The sequence below is a fragment of the Flavobacterium sp. Arc2 genome (assembly GCF_041431385.1).
Lineage (GTDB): Bacteria > Bacteroidota > Bacteroidia > Flavobacteriales > Flavobacteriaceae > Flavobacterium.
This window is the reverse complement of the sequence record NZ_JASMRH010000003.1, coordinates 76,253-94,354: the sequence shown is the minus strand read 5'-3', so window position 1 is coordinate 94,354 and position 18,102 is coordinate 76,253. Positions and strand designations below refer to the sequence as shown.

At 33.8% G+C, this 18,102-nt stretch carries 14 protein-coding genes; 5 read left to right on the top strand and 9 right to left on the bottom strand.

Annotated features, from left to right (window positions below):
* The first annotated feature begins 187 nt into the window (after positions 1-187).
* The 4 genes from QO182_RS02785 to QO182_RS02770 are packed head-to-tail and all read left to right on the top strand — an operon-like array spanning position 188 to position 4,302.
* Positions 188-2,443 carry a carboxy terminal-processing peptidase gene (locus QO182_RS02785; protein WP_371559830.1) on the top strand — a complete coding sequence of 752 codons (2,256 nt, stop codon included), beginning with the start codon at positions 188-190 and terminating at the stop codon, positions 2,441-2,443.
* Positions 2,444-2,459: 16 nt separating this feature from the next.
* Positions 2,460-3,566: an ABC transporter permease gene (locus QO182_RS02780; protein ID WP_371559828.1), complete on the top strand. Its 1,107-nt coding sequence runs from the start codon at positions 2,460-2,462 to the stop codon at positions 3,564-3,566.
* An 18-nt stretch (positions 3,567-3,584) separates the two neighbouring features.
* A complete protein-coding gene (locus tag QO182_RS02775; protein ID WP_371559826.1) occupies positions 3,585-3,791 on the top strand; it encodes a hypothetical protein in 207 nt (68 codons plus the stop codon).
* Positions 3,766-4,302 (top strand): DNA/RNA non-specific endonuclease, encoded by a 537-nt coding sequence (locus QO182_RS02770; protein WP_371559824.1) that lies wholly within the window; start codon positions 3,766-3,768, stop codon positions 4,300-4,302. Before QO182_RS02775 ends, QO182_RS02770 begins: the two co-directional genes overlap by 26 nt.
* A 130-nt stretch (positions 4,303-4,432) precedes the next feature.
* Here QO182_RS02770 and rodA read toward each other — a convergent pair whose 3' ends face one another.
* The 6 genes from rodA to purH are packed head-to-tail and all read right to left on the bottom strand — an operon-like array spanning position 4,433 to position 11,605.
* Entirely contained in the window at positions 4,433-5,668 is a 1,236-nt protein-coding gene (gene rodA, locus QO182_RS02765) for a rod shape-determining protein RodA (RefSeq protein ID WP_371559822.1), read from the bottom strand.
* A gap of 17 nt (positions 5,669-5,685) precedes the next feature.
* Positions 5,686-7,617, bottom strand: a complete 1,932-nt coding sequence (gene mrdA / locus QO182_RS02760) for a penicillin-binding protein 2 (RefSeq protein WP_371559820.1) — start codon at positions 7,615-7,617, stop codon at positions 5,686-5,688.
* A complete protein-coding gene (locus QO182_RS02755; RefSeq protein ID WP_371541424.1) occupies positions 7,614-8,120 on the bottom strand; it encodes a rod shape-determining protein MreD in 507 nt (168 codons plus the stop codon). Before QO182_RS02755 ends, mrdA begins: the two co-directional genes overlap by 4 nt.
* Positions 8,113-8,937: a rod shape-determining protein MreC gene (mreC, locus tag QO182_RS02750; RefSeq protein ID WP_371541423.1), complete on the bottom strand. Its 825-nt coding sequence runs from the start codon at positions 8,935-8,937 to the stop codon at positions 8,113-8,115. Before mreC ends, QO182_RS02755 begins: the two co-directional genes overlap by 8 nt.
* A 57-nt stretch (positions 8,938-8,994) precedes the next feature.
* On the bottom strand, positions 8,995-10,023 hold the full coding sequence (locus QO182_RS02745) for a rod shape-determining protein (RefSeq protein WP_091088876.1): 1,029 nt from the start codon (positions 10,021-10,023) through the stop codon (positions 8,995-8,997).
* A gap of 55 nt (positions 10,024-10,078) precedes the next feature.
* Complete coding sequence (gene purH, locus QO182_RS02740; protein ID WP_371559817.1) at positions 10,079-11,605, bottom strand: bifunctional phosphoribosylaminoimidazolecarboxamide formyltransferase/IMP cyclohydrolase; 1,527 nt, start codon at positions 11,603-11,605, stop codon at positions 10,079-10,081.
* 165 nt (positions 11,606-11,770) lie between these two features.
* Between purH and QO182_RS02735 the strand changes: the two genes are divergently transcribed.
* A complete protein-coding gene (locus tag QO182_RS02735; RefSeq protein WP_371541416.1) occupies positions 11,771-13,021 on the top strand; it encodes an ABC transporter permease in 1,251 nt (416 codons plus the stop codon).
* A gap of 408 nt (positions 13,022-13,429) precedes the next feature.
* Here QO182_RS02735 and accD read toward each other — a convergent pair whose 3' ends face one another.
* From accD to QO182_RS02720, 3 genes are all read right to left on the bottom strand, one after another.
* Complete coding sequence (gene accD, locus QO182_RS02730; RefSeq protein ID WP_371541413.1) at positions 13,430-14,284, bottom strand: acetyl-CoA carboxylase, carboxyltransferase subunit beta; 855 nt, start codon at positions 14,282-14,284, stop codon at positions 13,430-13,432.
* Between the two features lie 107 nt (positions 14,285-14,391).
* Positions 14,392-15,459 carry a class II fructose-bisphosphate aldolase gene (fbaA, locus tag QO182_RS02725; protein WP_371541411.1) on the bottom strand — a complete coding sequence of 356 codons (1,068 nt, stop codon included), beginning with the start codon at positions 15,457-15,459 and terminating at the stop codon, positions 14,392-14,394.
* 67 nt (positions 15,460-15,526) lie between these two features.
* Entirely contained in the window at positions 15,527-18,082 is a 2,556-nt protein-coding gene (locus QO182_RS02720; RefSeq protein ID WP_371541408.1) for a BamA/TamA family outer membrane protein, read from the bottom strand.
* Positions 18,083-18,102 lie beyond the last annotated feature (20 nt).

Sequence of the window (18,102 nt, the reverse complement as noted above, 5' to 3'; positions counted from 1 at the left end):
CTGTAATTCATAGTTTGAAAGCAAAATGGATTAGGCAGATTTATATAGTCGAAACAAAGGAAACAAAATTTATTAACTTGGCGGATTAAAGCAAAACAAAAAAACAATTTTATATCTTTAACAAAAATTTATGGAGCACTTGCAGGTGGTGGCATAGTTTTTACCGTACATTAGTTTAAAAATTTGGATGAATATTATTCTTAGCTTTATGAAAAGAAATTATAAGATATTAATTGCAATTGTTCTTATTTCAGCAACATTATTTGCATTTAATTTAAAATCAGGGGTTGATTCAAATCCTGATAAAGATAAACTATTATTAGAATTGTTAACTTTTGTTCTTGAAAAAGGACATTATAGTCCAGCAACTATAGATGATGCTTTCTCAAAAGGTGTCTACAAAGACTATGTTCAGGCGTTGGATCCTTCAAAACGATTTTTCCTACAATCTGATATTGATGAGTTTTCAAAATACGAAACGCAGCTGGATGATGAATTGATTAATAAAGATTTGACTTTTTTCAATCTGACCTACGATCGTTTGATGAAAAGAATGGAAGAAAGTAAAAGTATCTATAAAGGAATTATGGATGTGCCTTTTGACTATTCTATTGATGAGAGTTTTGATACGGATTATGACAAAGCAGCTTATGCGAAAAATACTGCCGAACTTACTGAAAGATGGAGAAAGCAAATCAAATTGTCTACGCTATCTTCTTTAACAGAGCGTTTGAGAGTTCAAGAAAACAAGAGTAAAGGTATTAATGCAGTAGATGCTTCTAAAGAAGCGGATGATGTAACGGATGAGAAGGTAGTTAAATTAAAGACTGATGATGCAGAGGATAATGGTAAGGTTAAAACGTATGCTGAATTAGAAAAAGAAACGCGTGAAAGTGCTAAAAAATCATTAGATGAATACTTTGGTTTCATGAATGATTTAGATAGAGATGATTGGTTTTCAGTTTATATTAACTCCATCACAGCAGGTTTTGATCCACATACAAATTATTTTGCGCCAGAAGAAAAAGAACGTTTTGATGTAAGTATCAGTGGAAAATTAGAAGGGATTGGAGCACGTCTTCAAAAGAAAAATGATTTTACTGAGATTTCTGAATTGATTTCAGGTGGTCCGGCTTGGAGAGGAAAAGAACTTGAAGCAGGAGACTTAGTAATGAAAGTAGCTCAAGGAACTGCACTGGCAGTTGATGTTGTAGGAATGCGACTTGATGACGTTGTTAAAAAAATAAAGGGACCTAAGGGAACTGAAGTTCGTCTTACTGTGAAAAAAGTTGATGGTACAGTTAAAATTATATCTATAATTAGAGATGTCGTTGAGATTGAAGAAACCTATGCTAAGTCTAGTGTGGTTACGAAAAATGGTTTGAAATATGGGGTTATTTATTTGCCTAAATTCTACATTGATTTTGAAAACAAAGATGGTAGAGATGCTGGAAAAGACATTGCTCTAGAAGTAGAGAGATTGAAAGCTGCCCAAGTAGATGGTATAGTATTAGATGTTCGTGATGATGGGGGTGGTTCGTTATCTACTGTTTTGGATATCGCAGGATTGTTCATCGAGCAAGGTCCTATTGTTCAAATTAAATCAGCAGGAAGAAAGAAAGAAGTGTTATTTGATCGTGATAAAAAGATTGAGTGGGATGGCCCCTTAGTAATTATGGTTAACAGTTTCTCTGCTTCAGCTTCAGAAATTTTAGCTGCCGCGATTCAGGATTATAAAAGGGGAGTTATCATTGGTAGTAAACAAACTTATGGTAAAGGAACGGTACAAAATGTTATCGATTTAAATCAATTTGTGCGAAATAGTGAAGTTGGTGATTTGGGGGCATTGAAAACAACAACTCAAAAATTTTATAGAATAAACGGTGGTTCAACTCAATTAGAAGGAGTGAGTAGCGACATTGTTATGCCGGATAGATATGCTTATTTAAAAATGGGAGAAAGAGATGTTGAGCACGCTATGCCTTGGGATAAGATCGATGCAGCTCCATACACAGTGTGGGATAAAACAGCTAATTTCAACAAAGCTATTTTAAATAGTAAAGAAAGAATTGCCCATAATGAGCAATTTAAATTAATCGAGGATAATGCTAAATGGATCGATAGTCGTAGTAACGAAAATACGTACAGCTTAAACATGGAGAAGTTTAAAATTGCGCAAAATGCAATTGAAGAAAAAGCTAAAAAATACAAGCCTATTTCGCAGTATAAAAATTCATTACAATTTTCTTCTTTGCCATATGAAGTTGCTGAGACTAGTAAGGATAGTATTTTAAGAGAGAAAAGAGAGAGATGGCATGAAAGTCTGTCTAAAGATATTTATGTTGAAGAGGCATTAAATGTTTTAGATGATTTGCAAAACAAAGTGATTTTAAAAAAGACAATTCCCTCAAAAATTAAAAAAGAAAAACTAGCTAAGTCATAAGTGTAGCCCTCTTTAAATGAATAATACAACACAATCATTAACTGCAATTGCGCTCCATAAATTCAAAAAGAATTTTTGGGGCGTTTTTAGTTTTACGTTTATCGTAATCTTACTTTTCGTTTCCATTTTTGCTTATGTTCTGGCACCTGATAATTCAGAAAACGCAAACCAGATGCATTTGTCAATTCATTCTAAACCGCCGGGTTTTAATGTGACTTTGTTGTCTATTCCGTTAGATGTGAAACCAAAGACTACTGTAGAAAATTATTTCTTGGGCTTTCCCAATAGTGTGACTGAAGTTGCTATTGAAAGTTATAAGGTAGTGGGGAATACTATTGTATATGTGGAGTATAACGATGAGCCATCTTTAAAAATGGTTAAAGAGATTGATCTAAGTTCATTCGCGGGACAAAGTGCAATTGAGTCTGTTGAACAGAATTTTATTAAGAAAAGAACTTTTTATCTCGGTACTGATAAATATGGTCGCGACTTGCTTAGTAGAATGTTAATAGGTTCGAGAGTTTCAATTTCAATTGGTATTGTAGCTGTCTTAATTTCTTTAATTGTTGGTATCTTTTTTGGAGCAATAGGAGGTTATTTTGGCGGAAAAGTAGATGCATTAATTATGTGGTTGGTCAATATTATCTGGTCAATACCTACACTTCTTTTAGTAATTGCGATTACGTTAGCATTGGGAAAAGGATTTTGGCAGGTTTTTGTGGCGGTTGGATTAACGATGTGGGTTGAAGTGGCACGTGTTGTACGTGGTCAGGTGATAAGTGTTAAAGAAATGCAATATGTTACTGCGGCTAGAGCTTTAGGTTTTGGAGATTTCCGAATTATATTTAATCATATATTGCCCAATATTATGGCGCCAGTGATTGTAATTTCTGCGGCTAATTTTGCTTCAGCAATTTTAGTGGAGAGTGGTCTAAGTTTTTTGGGGTTAGGTGCGCAACCACCAATTCCTAGTTGGGGGAGTATCATAAAAGACCATTATAGCTATATTATTTTGGGGGAACCCTATTTAGCGATGGTGCCTGGAGTCGCGATTATGTTGTTAACACTAGCATTTATGATGATGGGGAATGCCTTACGTGACGCCTTGGATGTTAAGGAGTAATAATTAAAATTATTGTAAATGAAGTATTCGAAGGTGGTCATGTTTTCAATAGTAAGTTTGACTCTTTTATCGTTTTGTAAAAAAGATTTTGAAAATGCAAGGGTCGTTACTAAGGATAAGATCGCTGATACTTTGACAATAAAAGAAATGGTAGCGGAATCTAATCTTGTATTCGACTATTTACCAGCAACCACGTCAAATGAAATCGTGCGACATAAGTACTAGTCTATCCTATAATGAGATGGCAGAACAGGCAGAATGGTTGGCGTATGAATTAAAGAAAGAGTATGTTGCCAATAGTGATTTTAAAATACCGTACTTTATTGAAGATCATAAAGGTAAAAGTACTTCTGCTGACTGGAGGAATTATAAAAATTCAGGATATGACAAAGGCCATCTTTGTCCCGCAGGAGATATGCAGTCTGATAAAGATACGTACAATGACACCTTTTACACTTCTAATATTTCTCCTCAAAACCATGAGTTTAATGGTGGGTTTTGGAACCGATTAGAACAGAAAGTTCGTTATTGGGCGGTTAGATATGATGGTGTTTATGTTGTGACTGGTTGTGTTTTCAAGAATTTCTCTAAAACTATAGGCAAAGAGAAAGTGGTTGTGTCTTATTCTTCTTATAAAATAGTATTAAATAAGTCTAATGGTAATTATAAAATGATTGCTTTCTTAGTTCCTAATGAGCGAACAGAAAAGCCACTATATAATTTGTGGTTTCTGTAGATAAAATTGAACAACTAACCGGAATCGATTTCTTCCTGAAACTAGATGACAAATTAGAAAACAGCCTAGAGAAAAGTTGCGATTATAGTGCTTGGATTTTTAATTAAGTTCTAAGTTTTAGTAGTTGAGGCTACCATTCGTTTACTTTATTGGCATCCATTTTAAGGAATATAAACAGTAATATTGTGAATCCCCAAAGTCCAGAGCCTCCATAAGAAAAGAAAGGTAACGGAACTCCAATTGTAGGGAAAACACCAACAACCATTGCGATATTGACAAAGAAGTGAGTGAATAAAATACCCGCTACGCAATAGCCGTAAACCCTACTAAATTTTGTTTTTTGTCTTTCGGCCAAATAGATAACTCTAAGAAATAAGCTTACAAAAAGAGCGATTACTACAAAAGATCCCACAAAACCCCATTCTTCACCAACGGTCGTAAAGATATAATCTGTATGTTGTTCTGGGACAAATCCTCCTTTGGTCTGAGTTCCTTCAAGGAAGCCTCTTCCTAACCATCCTCCAGAACCAATAGCAATCTCCGATTGATTGGTATTGTATCCAATTCCTTTTAAGTCTACAGTTTTACCTAATAAGATATTAAAACGATCCCTATGGTGTTGTTTAAATACATTTTGAAAAACGTAATTAACAGACAATACAAAACCAGAAATTAAAACAAAAAGAATACTGCTTAAAACAATATTTCGGTCTCCTAATCTCGATTTAAAATAGACAATTAAAATTACCGCTAATGCCAATAATATTACATATTGTGGCTGTAAAACTAAAGTTAACACGAATAAAAGGATGGTAATAAATCCAGTCCATACGTACCATGAAGGTAACCCTTCGCGATATAGAACAATGATAAAGATGCTATAGATAAGTGCACTACCAGGGTCTGGCTGTGGTAATATAAGGAGAACGGGTAAAAACACAATCGCAAGCGCTTGCATTTGACGGTTTACTTCCTTTAAATTAATTTGTGAATCGCTTAAGAATTTTGCTAAAGCTAATGAGGTCGCTGCTTTTGCAAATTCAGAAGGTTGCAATGTGAAGCTTCCTATCGCATACCAGCATCGTTGTCCTGCGATGGTTTTTCCAAATAAAAATAGACCTGCTAATGATAATAATGAGACACCAAAGATAATACTCGCGTATTTTTCATAAAACTTACCGTCAATTGCAAGTAGTATGAAAATTAAAGGAATGGTCAATACAATGAATATAAGTTGTTTCTGGTATGTGTCTTCTATAGAGGACAAGGAAGAGGAGTAGATGTTTAACCAACCCATAATCACAAGTGCAATATAAATTAATATACATGTCCAGTCAAGATTTTTCTTTATGCTCTGATTTTTCATTTGAAATGAATCTCTTTTTAATTTTGTTTAGTAGAGTCTATCGGTGTAACTGTGTTTACAACATTTTTATCTAAGGTAGAATCTTTAGGCGTCGTTTCAATCGCGCTAGCTTCGTTCATTCCGCCTAATTTTGCATAGCGATCTCTTAAGCTCGTCTTTAGAATTCTTGTTTCTAAATCTGTTCTTGTTATTTTTTTTCTTAAATAACGTTCAATCATTAAACTGGCAATCGGTCCTGCAATGGTTGCTCCATAGCCTCCATTTTCTACTAATACTGCAATTGCAATTTTTGGGTTGTCCTTAGGTGCAAATGCAACAAATATAGAGTGGTCTTCAAGTTTGACTCTTATACCGCCTATTTTAGCATAATTTTCTGCCGTACCTGTTTTACCGGCAATGTCAATTCCTTCTACTCGTAATGATTTAGCAGTACCTAAGTTATAAACGTCAAATAGACCTTGAATCATAGGTTTAAAATACTTTTTATCAATGGTCGTCTGATGTTTTACTTTAAATTTAGGGTCAATAGCAGTTCCTTTAATTTTCTTGATGATGTGAGGAGTATAATAGTAACCTTCATTAGCAACCGTAGCCATCATATTGGCTAGTTGTATTGGTGTCATTAATACTTCTCCCTGTCCTATTGAGTTAGATATAATAGTTGTGCTTCTCCAGCCGCCGTTAGGATAAATACGTTTGTATGTTTTTGAATCTGGAATATTTCCTCTTTTCCCTGTTGGTAGATCGTAACCCATAAAATCACCTAGTCCAAAGCTTTTTACATGATTACTCCAAACATCAACAGCATAAGATGGTTTTACATATTTATTAATGGTTCTCATGTACACGTTTGCAAAATAGGTGTTACAGGAATTGTAAATTCCATTATTCAGTTGGTGCGGTCCAAAACCGTGACATTTCATAAATCGTCCTCTTGCATAACTAAAACCATGATGACACATGAAAGTAGTTTGTTCATCAATTACTCCTTCTTGCAATCCTATCAGACCAGTTAGTATTTTAAATGGAGAACCAGGTGGGTATTCTGCTAAAAGACCTCTGTCGTAAAGTGGTTTTGCTATAGAGTCATAATATAATAAAGTATAGTTTTTAGAGCGTTGTCTACCAACTAAAATCGATGGGTCATAAGATGGTGCGGTGACTAGAGCCAAAATCTCACCAGTCTGTGGTTCGAGGGCTACAATTCCTCCTCTTTTGTTAATCATTAACTGCTCGCCGTACTTTTGTAGTTCAGCATCAAGTGTAAGATTTATATCTTCTCCTTGTACTGCAATAGTATCATATTTTCCGTCTTTGTAAGAACCTATTTCTCTATTGTATTTGTCTTTTTGAAAATATTTAACCCCTTTTATACCTCGTAAAACCTCTTCGTAACTTTCTTCAACACCTTGTTTGCCTATCAAATCACCACTATTATAGTACGGGTTATTTGCTATTATTTTTTCGTTTACTTCTGTGATGCCGCCAAAAACATTAGCTCCAAAATCTACTTCATAATCGCGAAGGGAACGTTTTTGAAAATAAAAGCCCTCAAATTTTCTTATCTTTTCTTGAAATGCCGCAAACTCACTCTTGTTTAATTGCGGTAAAAAAACCGAAGGAAGGCGTGGGCTGTACACTCTAGCTTTAGCTATTGTTTTTATGTAATCCTCCTTTGTAATTTTTAATAATTTGCAAAATTCTAATGTATCAATGTTTTTTAATTCTCTAGGAATTACCATGATATCGTAAGATGCTTGATTAGAGACTAAAAGCTTTCCATATCGATCAAAAATATAACCTCTTTCAGGATAGTCATACTTTATTTTGATAGCATTATTTTCGGATTTTAATTTAAAGCTGTCATTAATAACCTGCAGGTAGAATATGCGGATCAGCAGCAATAATGCTGCGATGATAATTAAGGAGGGCAGCAAGAATTTTCTCATCTTTTGTTAGGCTTGATTAGGTATATTATTATGATACAGCTAATGATGGTAAACACAGTACTTAATAGTGTTCGGATTAAGATGTCCCAGAAGAAACTGACCTGAAACGCTTCTAATATAAATAACGTGAAATGATGAATTATGACTGAAATTAATATAAAAGAGAATCGTTCCGGTGTTAGGACATCATTCAATTTTATGGTTTGGTATTCATAACTAATTCCAAACGAAAATTTAAATATAGACGGTCTGAGGTAAGCTAAAGTCAGACAGGCAGTAGCGTGTACGCCTCCTGAATTAGAAAACACATCCATCGTGAGACCCAGCAGAAAACTGGATAATAGCAGCCCAGTTCTGTTTCCGTTAACTGGATATAAAATAATAAACAGCATGTAGGGAAGAGGCATTATAAATCCCAAGAAATTCATATTGTTAAAAATAACAATCTGGACGGCCAATAGTAAAATAAACCGAAAAATATTGACTAACAGAGTGCTATTCATTTTTCTTTCCTTTTTCTAAATTATTAAGTTCGTCTCTGTATTTACTTTTTAGAATATATACGTGACCCAAATTTGTCATGTCGTTAAAAAGTTTTATGTCTAAAGTATAATAATTGGTTTTGTTATCAATATATATTTTTTCAACGGTACCAATATTAATGTTTTCTGGAAAAATAACTGATTGTCCACCAGTTACAATAGTGTCCCCTCGTCTAACCGAAGCTAATCTTGGTACATCTATCAACTGCACAAATCCTGTGCTTTTTCCATTCCAAATTAAAGAACCAAAATGATTTGATTTTTTAATTTTAGCATTTATTTGAGATTTTACATTCAAAATGCTAATAACTGTGGAGTACCTTGGAGAAGTATTGTCTATGATTCCTACTAGTCCTAAATTATTAATCACTCCCATATCTGACTTCACACCTTGTAAGGCGCCAGAATTTAAGGTTAGGTAGTTTTCGTGGACATTATAAGAATTATGTATCACTTTAGAAACCACTATGTCGTAAGGCTGTGTTTCCTTTGTCTTTTCTAATTTTGTAATCGAAATAGAGTCAGTAGTTGCAAATAAAATACTTTTTAGCCTAGCATTTTCAATGGCCAAAGCATCATTTTGAGTTTTTAAATTCAAATACTCACTCACATTGTTGATCTTTTCATAGACTCCGCCGCTTAAATAGTTAGCGGAGCTTATTATTTTACTTCTGTGGTAGGAGTGCGCCTGTATCGTAAGCAAAAACGAAATGCATAATAACAGCAAAAACAGTATTCTATTACTGTTTTTGAATATAAAATTAAATATTTGCTGCATTCTATTGTCTAATTATTTTGTTTCAGGATTTGCTTCTAAGCGGAATTCTTTGATATCTTATTTTATTAAGATACTTTTAAATTTCGAAAGGTTTTTAAGTGCCATTCCTGTTCCTCGAACCACTGCTCTTAACGGATCTTCTGCAATATAAACAGGTAAATCTGTTTTTTGAGAAATTCTTTTGTCTAATCCACGTAGCATAGAGCCACCACCTGCAAGGTAAATACCTGTATTGTAGATGTCTGCTGCTAATTCCGGAGGAGTTTGAGATAAAGTTTCCATAACTGCATCCTCAATTCTTTGAATTGATTTGTCTAACGCTTTAGCGATTTCTCTATAAGAAACCTCTACTTGTTTTGGTTTACCAGTAAGTAAATCTCTTCCTTGAACAGACATGTCTTCTGGAGGAGTTTCTAAATCTTCAATAGCGGCTCCAATTTGGATTTTTATTTTTTCTGCAGTACTTTCTCCAACAAAAAGGTTGTGTTGAGTACGCATATAATAAACTATGTCATTTGTGAAAACGTCACCAGCAATTTTCACTGATTTGTCACATACAATTCCACCAAGTGCAATTACAGCGATTTCAGTTGTACCACCACCTATATCTACAATCATGTTTCCTTTAGGTTGCATAATATCGATACCTATACCAATAGCTGCAGCCATAGGTTCATGAATTAAATAAACTTCTTTACCATTTACTCTTTCACAAGATTCTTTCACCGCTCTCATTTCAACTTCAGTAATTCCAGAAGGAATACATACTACCATTCGTAAAGCAGGAGTGAACATTCTTTTTTTCAACGCAGGTATGCTTTTGATAAACATACTGATCATTTTTTCTGAAGCATCAAAATCAGCAATTACACCATCTTTCAAAGGCCTTATTGTTTTAATGTTTTCATGTGTCTTACCCTGCATCAAGTTGGCTTCTTTACCAACAGCAATGATTTTACCGGAGATCCTATCTCGAGCAACTATTGATGGGCTATCAATTACGACTTTATCATTATGTATGATTAAAGTGTTAGCGGTACCAAGGTCTATCGCAATATCCTCGGTCATGAAATCAAAAAATCCCATAAGTTTTTCAGGGGTTTAAAAAGTTAAAAATTAGGAGCGTACAAAGTTAAACAAATTAATGCTTAAAATGACGTGTTCCCGTAAATACCATTGCAAGTTTATTCTCATTGCAATAGTCAATGCTCAATTGGTCTTTTATAGATCCTCCAGGCTGAATAACAGCTGTAATACCAGCGTCTTTTGCAATCTCTACACAATCTGGGAAAGGGAAAAAAGCATCGCTCGCCATCACGGCTCCTTTTAAGTCGAAACCAAAAGTTTTTGCTTTTTCAATTGCTTGGAGTAAGGCATCAACTCTTGAAGTTTGGCCTGTTCCTGATGAAATCAGTGTTCCGTTTTTTGCAAAAACAATAGTGTTCGACTTTGTATTTTTACAAATTTTAGAAGCGAATATTAAATCTAGAACTTCCTGTTCTGTTGGAGTCGTAATAGTAACGGTCTTTAGATCGTCTTTATTGTCGGTAATATTATTTCTTTCTTGAATTAAAAGTCCGTTTAAACAAGATCTAACTTGTTTTTGAGGTAAATCTACTTCGTTTTGAACTAATATTATTCTGTTTTTCTTTTCTTGTAAAATTGCAATTGCGTTAGCATCATATGCTGGGGCGATTACTACTTCACAAAATAATTTATTTATTTCAGTTGCTGTAGCAACATCTATTTTTGTATTGGCAATTAGTACACCTCCAAAGGCCGATGTAGGGTCGCAAGCTAAAGCAACATTATAAGCTTCACTTATTGTTTCTCTTGTAGCTAAGCCGCAAGCATTATTGTGTTTTAATATGGCAAAAGTAGGACTGTCTGTTTTGAACTCGGCAATTAAATTAGCAGCAGCATCCACATCTAGTAAATTGTTGTATGAAAGTTCTTTTCCGTGTAATTTGTTAAACATGGCGTCAAAATCACCAAAGAAGAATCCTTTTTGATGAGGGTTTTCTCCGTATCTTAATATCTGACCATCTGCAATACTTGCTTTGAAAATAGTTTCATCAGTATTGAAATAGTTAAAGATAGCGGTATCATAATGAGACGAAACATGAAAAGCTTTTGTTGCCAATAGTTTTCTGTCAGCAAGACTTGTTGCTCCATTTTTATCAGTTATCAAATCCAAAAGCAAACTGTATTCGTCTACTGAAGCTATTATAACGGTATCCTTGAAGTTTTTTGCAGCAGCACGAATCAAAGAAATTCCACCAATGTCTATTTTTTCAATAATATCACTTTCACTTGCTCCTGAAGCAACTGTTTTTTCAAAAGGATACAAATCAACAATTACTAAATCGATTTGGGGAATATTAAACTCCTCCATTTGTTGAACATCACTTTCATTATCTTGACGGTTTAAGATACCTCCAAAAACTTTTGGGTGCAATGTCTTTACTCTTCCGCCGAGAATTGAGGGGTAAGAAGTGACATCTTCAACTGGTACCACAGGGATGCCTAAGTTTTTTATAAAGTCTTCAGTTCCACCTGTAGAATATAAAACAACATTTTGAGAATGTAGTTTTCTAACTATAGGTTCTAAGCCTTCTTTTGAGAATACTGAAATTAATGCTGATTGAATCGTTTTAGTTGTGTTCATTATGTAGTTATAGTTATAAAATGCAAAAATAGTTTTTTTTTGATTATAAATTTATATGAAGTGTTGTAACATTGTCTTAAAAAATCATACCAACTTGAAGTACCCTTTATTATTTGGTTTTTGAATAATATTTTCAGATTTTTACAATAACACAAAAAAGATTTTATGCTAGTATATCTCCGATTATTGAAAGAAAGTTTTGCTTTTGCGATGAATGCCTTGCGAAGTAATATGTTGCGAACTTTACTTTCTTTGTTGGGAGTGACGATAGGGATATTCTCAATTATAGCGGTGCTTGCCGCGGTAGATTCATTAGATAGAAAAATCACAAAAGATTTAAGCGGTTTAGATAAAAACACTATTTATTTAATGAAATTTTCTTTTGGCCCTTCTGATATCCCAAAATGGAAAAGAGAGCAGTTTCCTAACATTAAGTATGATGAATATACTTACATGAAAGGTGCTATGACTAATACTGACCAATTGGGTTATCAAATTTTCACTAAACGAGAGTCGATAAAATACGATTCAAACACGGTAAGTGATGTTAATATGGTGCCAGTATCGTATGAATTTATTGATATTCAAGGGCTAGAGTTTGAAAAAGGAAGGTTTTATAATGAATCAGAAGCAAATTCAGGAGCTAAGGTTATTGTTTTAGGTAGCGAAATTACAGAATCACTTTTTGGTTCAATAGAGCCAATAGGAAAAGACGTTAGAGTATATGGTCAACGTTTTACAGTAATTGGAGTACTGAAGAAACAGGGTGGAGGAATGTTTGGTGATAGTGATGACACTTCTGCTTACATTCCAGTTAACTTCCTTCGACAGTTGTATGGCGATAATAATGAGTCATTAGTAAATGTTATTGTTTTTAAACCTAATAAAGGAATTGATATGGACGCTTACAAGGCTGAAATTTCACAAAAACTAAGGGGTTATAGAGGGGTAAAAGCGGGTGAGATTGATAATTTTTTTGTAAATGTATTCTCGGGTTTTACTGATTTAATTGATGGTATTATTTTAAATATGAAATTTGGAGGATGGATGATTAGTGGATTTTCACTTTTAGTAGGAGGATTTGGTATTGCTAATATTATGTTTGTTTCAGTAAAAGAACGAACGAATTTAATAGGAATTCAAAAATCATTAGGAGCTAAAAATCGTTTTATCTTATTCCAATTTTTATTTGAAGCGGTTATATTATCTGTTCTTGGGGGAGTTATCGGATTATTTTTAGTCTGGATTATTGCATTGATACTGACCAATGTGTTGGATTTCGAATTCGTTTTAGGGATGGGGAATATTCTTTTAGGAACCTTATTGGCAGGATTAATTGGTTTAATTTCAGGAATATTACCAGCGATAACAGCTTCGAAATTAGATCCTGTTGAAGCAATTAGAACGGGGATGTAAGTCGGTTTATTGCTAGTTTCTGCAGTGTAAAGAGGAAGGTTTGTTCACTTAATTGGATGCGCAGTCAGGAGGAAATAGCACAGTATTCAGTACTTTTAAGAATGGTTTTTATTAATTAGTTTTAATGTCGTAATCTTTGTTTTATCATATTCTATGGATTCATAGCTGTAAAATTGGTTTGTATTCTTATAGTATAAAATAGTATTTTCCTCTTTGTTTGCTATAAGTTTCCTTTTGATAAAGACTTCAACAAGAATGTATTGGAAAGCAATTTGTTATTGTAGCTTAGAAAAACAACTGCGAAAAAAATAGAAGCATTCCAGTTTTCGTAAGCATAAAATTTAAAATAAAAGTATAAAAAAAGGCGCAAATACAATTTGCGCCTTCAGTAATTTTTGAATAGTTATACTATCTAATATCATTATTTTGAATCAAATCGATATACAAATTGATCTTGTCTTTCAATTCTTTTCTTGGCGTGATAAAGTCTAAGAAACCATGCTCTAATAGAAATTCAGCAGTTTGGAAACCTTCAGGTAAATCTTTACCAGTAGTATCTCTTACGACTCTAGGCCCTGCGAATCCAATTAATGCGCCTGGTTCAGAAATATTGATGTCTCCTAACATGGCATATGATGCAGTTGTTCCTCCTGTCGTCGGATCTGTACATAAAGAGATGTAAGGTATTTTTTCCTCAGCAAGCTGGGCAAGTTTTACAGATGTTTTTGCTAATTGCATTAAAGAATAAGCAGCTTCCATCATTCTTGCTCCACCTGATTTAGATATCATTACAAATGGAATTTTGTTTTTGATAGAGTGATTGATCCCTCTTGAGATTTTTTCACCTACAACAGCTCCCATTGATCCACCAATAAAGGCAAAATCCATACAGCAAATTACTAGTTCTTTACCTTTAGATTTTCCAACTCCAGTACGCACAGCGTCTTTAAGTTTGGTTTTTTCCATAACATCTTTTAATCGATCTGCATATTTCTTTGTGTCAACAAAGTGCAGAGGGTCTTTAGAGGTTAAGTTCTTATCTAATTCAACAAATTCATTATTGTCAAATAAGATTTCAAAATAGGTGCTACTACCAATTCTAACATGAAAACCATCTTCTGGACTTACAAATAAATTGCGTTCCAACTCATCGGCATCAATAATTTTTCCGGTAGGAGACTTGTACCAAAGACCTTTTGGAACATCCATTTTGTCTTCAGTCGCAGTTGTAATTCCTTTTTCTTTTCTTTTAAACCAAGCCATTTTTGTAGTATTCAGCGTTCAGTAATCAAATATTCAGAGTTTTGTTTCAGTTTTAGTATTCAGTTGTTAGTACTGTATACTAAAAAACTGAAAACTGAATACTCTTTTTATAGTGTATTCACGTTGTTCAAGTCAGCAAATGCTTGCTCTAATCTTGCGTTGAAAGTCAATTCACTTTCACGTAACCATTTTCTTGGGTCGTAATATTTTTTATTTGGAACATCAGAACCTTCTGGGTTACCGATTTGAGTTTTTAAATAATCAATATTTTTAACCATATAATCACGGATACCTTCAGTAAATGCAAATTGCAAGTCAGTATCGATGTTCATTTTTATAACTCCGTAGCTAATTCCTTCTCTGATTTCTTCTAAAGTAGAACCTGATCCACCGTGGAAAACGAAATCAACAGGATTGTTTCCTGTGTTGAATTTCTTTTGAACGAAATCTTGAGAGTTTTTCAAAATTTTCGGAGTCAATTTTACGTTACCTGGTTTGTAAACTCCATGTACGTTTCCAAAGGCAGCAGCAATAGTAAATCTTGGGCTTATTTTAGATAATTCTTCGTAAGCATAAGCTACTTCTTCTGGCTGAGTGTATAATTTAGAGCTGTCAACATCTGAGTTGTCTACACCATCTTCTTCACCACCTGTAATTCCAAGTTCGATTTCTAATGTCATTCCCATTTTGCTCATTCTAGCTAAGTATCCTTTGCAGATCTCAATGTTCTCTTCGATTGGTTCTTCAGACAAATCAATCATGTGTGAGCTGTATAATGGTTTACCAGTTGCAGCAAAATGTTCTTCTGAAGCATCTAATAATCCATCAATCCAAGGTAGTAATTTTTTAGCACAGTGGTCAGTATGTAAAATTACTGTCGCTCCGTATGCTTCTGCTAAAGTATGGATGTGTTTTGCTCCTGCAATACCACCAGCGATAGCTGCTTTTTCATTAGCATTAGAAAGACCTTTACCAGCATTAAACTGTGCTCCTCCGTTAGAGAATTGAATGATAACTGGTGCGTTTAATTTTGCAGCAGTCTCAAGAACTCCGTTTATTGTGTTAGAACCAGTAACATTTACTGCAGGTAGAGCAAAGCCTTTTTCTTTCGCGTAATTGAAAATTTCCTGTACTTGATCTCCTGTAGCTACGCCCGGTTTAATGTTATGTCCCATTTTAATTTTTTTTTAGTTGGTTTTTTTGTTTTTAGTTCAAGACTGCAAAAATAAGAATTAAATAGCATTAGAAGGGGTAATTTATTCCAAAATTTAAAACAGAGTTCCCGAAATTGTATTCTCTAAACCATTTTTCACCAGATGCGTTAGCAGGATTATAAGTTTTTAACCCTAAATCAAATCGGATAACGAAAAAGTTTAAATCATATCTTAATCCAAATCCAGTTCCCAATGCAATGTCTTTTAGACTTTTAAATCCAGAGAAAATTGAGGCCTCGTCAGTCACGTTATCGTAAACGTTCCAAATGTTACCTGCGTCAGCAAAAAGAGCCCCTTTTAGATCTCCTAAAATTTTAAATCTGAATTCAGTACTCAATGCAATTTTCATATTGGCTTCATTATAGTCATTGGTCGCTCCGCTGCTTCCAGGTCCTAAGCTATAGGCTTGCCATGCTCTGTTGTCATTCGAACCTCCTGAGAAATAACTTCGGGAAAATGGTACATTGTCTGAATTCCCAAATGGAATTGCTATCCCAAAAAATGACCTTACCGCTAAGACTTTTTCTTTGCTTAAATCCCAGTGCTTGATGTAATCAAATTCTGTTTTTATATATTCTGAATATTCTAGATTGAAAAGCTCATAATTACCATTTGTGTTTTTAGAAATATTGGTTGCATTAGAAACAAGGGTTAGTAAGGATCCTGCTGATTCAATTTTTGTTTTAAAAAGATAGAATGTATTGTCTTGTAAGTCTGTTTTTGTAGTCTTGCTAAAAGTAAAACTTGTTGCAAGGATGAAATCATTTTCAGTTAGCCGCACTCTTCTTTCTTCAATACTTTTTACCGACTTGTAATCATCATCTGTTGAGATTAAATCGGTTCTATCGTTTAATACATCATTAACAAAGGCTGTGGTTCCGGATTCAATAATTAAATCGTTGTCTTCAACATAAGAAGCTTCTTTATTGTAGGTTTGGGCTATTTCATTCAAGGCACTGTAGGATGAACTATAGACATTGAAATAGTTTTCTTTATTTAGATTTCTAACAAATTGAACATTAAAAAGATCGAAGCGAGCCGTATTGTTCTTCTTTGGTGTCCAGTTATAAGTAAAAGCTCCGGTAAAATTTTCTTTGTCTAACCCAATGTTTGTTTGTCTTGAAAATCCAATAGCCATAAGGGTAGAAGGAATCATGCTTTTTTTAATGATTTTTTCGGTAGAGAAAGGCATGAAAATCCTAGGGACGTTTAATTTTAAATCAACTCCGTATTCTGAAACATTAAAAAATTGATTGTTTGGATTAGCTAAATCAGTGGATGAACCAATGTTTCCACGTACTGAAGCCTCCAATGTTTCGGCACCGTTAAATACATTTCGAATCGTTTCTGAAATACTTAATGCGATCCCTATATCCTGAATGTTAGAATGGGTAATATCCAGAGAGGTTCCGAAACTATATTTTTTTCTTGGTGTTAGGTATATTTTGGCAATCAACGAACTATAAGTAGTGTCTCTAGAGTCAATTTCATATTGGACACTTGGATAATTAAATATTTTAAGATTATTCAAGTAACGCGTAGTAAGAACTGTTTTATTGTCGGCAAAAAGGCCACCTTTAGTGATGAAAATAGCATCAGTTATTGCGTGTGGTTTGTATTTTAACTTTTCGTGGCTGTATATATTGAAATTTTTATAGGTCGTACTATCTGTAATTTTTAAATTAGCGGTATTAGGAGAGTAGTCTGTGTAGATATTAACATCGCTTATCTTGTAGATCTTAAAAGGTTCTGTTCTGGTAGAATCTTTATCCTGATAGGAGTAGTCATTTATGATTACATTTACATTAGCCTTATCGGCTTTTTGAATAGTATCAATATCAAAATTCACATAGGTAGGCTGAAAGTAATACACTCCATTATTTCTAAAATGGGTAGTAATACGGTTTTTTTCATCTTCAAAATCAATGGTCTTGTATTGAGTGCCTGATTTAACGATGGAGTTGGATTTTATTGTTTCATATAGGGAATCTAGTACTGGAGTAGCAATAGTTGTTTGTATAGTATCTAGATAATAAGGATTTCCTGTGCTGATTTTATATTCTATTTTTGCTTTTTTAGGACCAACTGTGTCTATTTTGTAATCTGAGTTTACATTGAAAAAACCATTATTGAAATAATAATAATTTAGTCGTAGAAGTGATTTTTCAGTTTTGCTAGTGTCTATGATAACAGGAGGTTCTCCAGTTTTTTTAAGGAAGTCATGAATGCCATGATAGTAAAAAGATTTTCCTAGTTTATCCACTTGTTTTGCCGATAGCCATTTTGATTTTCTTTCGTATTTTCCGGGATGATTTGTAAATTTAGCCTGATAAGTTGAGTCAGGGTTTAGATTAGCTAAGTTGTACAAATTCAGACGTAAACGATAGCCTAATAACAAAGTGCTATTTGGTTTTTGATACAATTGATTAAAGACATTTTCTGCCTTTGTCGCTTTCCCGTTTACTAAAATTTGATTCTTAGTAAGGAGTTGTTTTCCATCAGGAACTCTTTTTACAGCGTTACAGGCGCAAATAAATATTGCTATTAGGATAAATGCTGCTATTTTTGTAGAAATATTCTTCAAGTGTTATAAAAATTTAATTC

Coding starts and splice junctions, on each gene's coding strand:
- QO182_RS02755 (WP_371541424.1), bottom strand. CDS start 8,120: ATGAATAGCACTCTGTTAGTCAATATTTTTCGGTTTATTTTACTATTG.
- QO182_RS02780 (WP_371559828.1), top strand. CDS start 2,460: ATGAATAATACAACACAATCATTAACTGCAATTGCGCTCCATAAATTC.
- accD (WP_371541413.1), bottom strand. CDS start 14,284: ATGGCTTGGTTTAAAAGAAAAGAAAAAGGAATTACAACTGCGACTGAA.
- QO182_RS02770 (WP_371559824.1), top strand. CDS start 3,766: ATGAAATCGTGCGACATAAGTACTAGTCTATCCTATAATGAGATGGCA.
- QO182_RS02745 (WP_091088876.1), bottom strand. CDS start 10,023: ATGGGATTTTTTGATTTCATGACCGAGGATATTGCGATAGACCTTGGT.
- QO182_RS02785 (WP_371559830.1), top strand. CDS start 188: ATGAATATTATTCTTAGCTTTATGAAAAGAAATTATAAGATATTAATT.
- QO182_RS02775 (WP_371559826.1), top strand. CDS start 3,585: ATGAAGTATTCGAAGGTGGTCATGTTTTCAATAGTAAGTTTGACTCTT.
- purH (WP_371559817.1), bottom strand. CDS start 11,605: ATGAACACAACTAAAACGATTCAATCAGCATTAATTTCAGTATTCTCA.
- QO182_RS02735 (WP_371541416.1), top strand. CDS start 11,771: ATGCTAGTATATCTCCGATTATTGAAAGAAAGTTTTGCTTTTGCGATG.
- rodA (WP_371559822.1), bottom strand. CDS start 5,668: ATGAAAAATCAGAGCATAAAGAAAAATCTTGACTGGACATGTATATTA.
- fbaA (WP_371541411.1), bottom strand. CDS start 15,459: ATGGGACATAACATTAAACCGGGCGTAGCTACAGGAGATCAAGTACAG.
- mrdA (WP_371559820.1), bottom strand. CDS start 7,617: ATGAGAAAATTCTTGCTGCCCTCCTTAATTATCATCGCAGCATTATTG.
- mreC (WP_371541423.1), bottom strand. CDS start 8,937: ATGCAGCAAATATTTAATTTTATATTCAAAAACAGTAATAGAATACTG.